Source organism: Streptomyces sp. NPDC059455 (assembly GCF_042750115.1).
GTDB lineage: Bacteria > Actinomycetota > Actinomycetes > Streptomycetales > Streptomycetaceae > Streptomyces > Streptomyces endocoffeicus.
The window spans coordinates 1-2,534 of the sequence record NZ_JBHYVB010000448.1 but is presented as its reverse complement, the minus strand read 5'-3'; the positions used below and the strand labels follow the sequence as shown (position 1 = coordinate 2,534).

The 2,534-nt window shown below is 68.0% G+C and carries 1 protein-coding gene; it reads right to left on the bottom strand.

Annotation, left to right across the window (positions count from 1 at the left end):
• The coding region (locus ACFXB5_RS53390; RefSeq protein WP_385223281.1) for an SDR family NAD(P)-dependent oxidoreductase at positions 1–2,534 on the bottom strand (2,534 nt) is incomplete at both ends.

The window sequence follows — 2,534 nt, the reverse complement described above, 5'->3', positions numbered from 1 at the left end:
ACCGACACACCACCACGCCCATGAAACGCCCGCACATCCACACGCACCGGCAACACCACACCACGCCCCACACCCTGAGCGACATCGAAAAGGGCGAGACCTTCTTCGGTGGTGAGTCCGGTGGTGCCGCCACGCGCCATGCGAGCGAGGTCGGTCTCGCTGAGGTTCTGGGTGATTCCGCTGGCTTGAGCCCACAGGCCCCAGGCCAGGGACACGGCGGGCAGACCGTGGGCGTGGCGGTGCTGGGCCAGGGCGTCGAGGAAGGCGTTGGCCGCCGCATAACTCCCCTGCCCACCGGCACCGAGGGTGGCCGCGGCAGAGGAGTACAGCACGAACGCCTCCAGGCCCATGTCCCGGGTCAGCTCATGCAGATACCAGGCCGCATCCACCTTCGGCGCCAACACCCGCTGAACACGCTCATCACTCAGCCCCTCCACGACACCGTCATCGACCACCCCCGCGGTATGCACCACGCCCCTGAGCGGCACCTCCGCCGGAACACCAGCCAGCAGCTCACGCACCGCATCACGGTCGGCCACATCACACGCGGCCACGGCGACCGACGCCCCAGCCACCTCCAGCTCAGCCACCAACTCGGCCACCCCCGGCGCATCCGACCCCCTACGGCTGGCCAGCAACAGATGCTCCACACCGTGCTCAGCCACCAGATGCCGAGCCACCACACCGGCCAACACACCCGAAGCACCCGTCACCAACACCGTCCCGCCAGACACCAACCGCGCAGACGCATCAGGGGCTGCGGGCCTGGCCACACGGGACAAGCGCGGAACCAGGACGGTCTCGCCCCGGACCGCCAGCTGCGGCTCGTCCGCACCAGCAGCGATGACCCGCACCACCGCGTCCGCTGCAGCGGCGCTGATCTCGCTGCCGTGGTCGGGATCGTGGTCCAAGAGGAGGAACCGACCGGGGTTCTCGGTCTGCACTGACCGCAACAGCCCCCACACCGGAGCCTGCACCAGATCGGCAACGTCCTCACCCGCCCCAGGGGCAACCGCACCACAGGTGGCCACCGCCAGACGGGACCCGCCCAAGCGCTCCTCGCCCAGCCACCGCTGCACCGCAGACAGCACAGTGGAAAGCGACTCCCGCACCCCGGCAACCACGCCGCCGGGGGCGCTCCTCGGGCAGGACAGCACCACGGTCCCGGGCACCGCCTCGCCCTCATCGAGCGCGCTGATCAACGCGCGCACATCCTCGTACCGGGCACACGCCCCGCCCGCACGGACCACCGCCTCACCCAGCCCGGCATCCGACCCCACTACAGCCCACGAACCTCCGGACGCATTCGATGTGCCGGAGAAGTCCAGGGGTTGCCAGTCCAGCTGGAAGAGCGAGTCGTAACGGCTGGTCTGGGCCGCCTGCAACTGCTCAGCCGAGATGGGCCGCAGAGCCAGGGACTCGATGGACACCACCGGCTGGCCCGCCGCGTCCGCCACCTCCAACGCCACCGCATCCGACCCCACCCGGGTCAGCCGCACCCGCACCAACGACGCACCCGAGGCATGCAACCGCACCCCCGACCACGCAAACGGAACACGTACGGCTTGCTCGTCCTCATCCGAAGCGATCAGCGCCACCGCGTGCAAAACGGCGTCCAGCAACGCCGGATGCACCCCGAAACGCTCGACTTCACCGACCCGCTCCTGCGGAAGACGGACCTGAGCGAACACCTCCTCACCACACCGCCAGACCGCCTCCAACCCCCGAAAAGCCGGACCATAACCAAACCCACGCTCAACAAACCCGGCATAAAACCCCTCCGGATCCGACATCACCACCTCAGCACCCACCGGAGGCCACTGCTCCAACACCACCCCACCACCAGTCGACGACTCCTCCACGGCCAACAACCCACGCGCATGGCAGTTCCACACCGCATCGTCCGCGCTTGCCAGATTCTCGAGATGCGAGTAGACGGCAACCGGCCGCAGACCAGCCGCATCCGGCTCCTCGACCACCACCTGAACCTGGACACCGCCGCGCTCGGGCAGGACCAACGGCGCCTCCAGCGTCAGCTCCTCCACCCGACCGCAACCAACCTGATCGCCCGCGCGAATCACCAACTCGACCAACGCGGCCCCCGGGACCAACACCGATTCCAGGACCCGGTGATCAGCCAGCCACGGGTGCGTCTCCAGCGACAGCCGCCCCGTGAGGTAGACCGAATTGTGTGCCGCGGATTTCAACATCGCGCTGAGCAGCGAATGGTCAACATGCCCCTGCCCGATGCCGGTGGCGTCAACTGCTTGAATCGGAGCATCGAGCCAGTACCGTTGCCGCTGAAAGGCATAGGTGGGCAGGTCCAGGCGAGGCACCGAAGTATTGGTGACAGCGCCCAGCGCGGGTGACCAGTCGATAGACGCACCAGTGACGAACTGCCGCGCCAAGCAATTCAAGAGGGCCTGTGCTTCGGGCTGGTCCCGGCGCAGGGAGGCGATGACCTCCGGCTCAGCGACAGAGCCGTCCTCACTGTCGGCATCGATGCGGTTGGCCAGGCAGTTGTGGGTCATGGC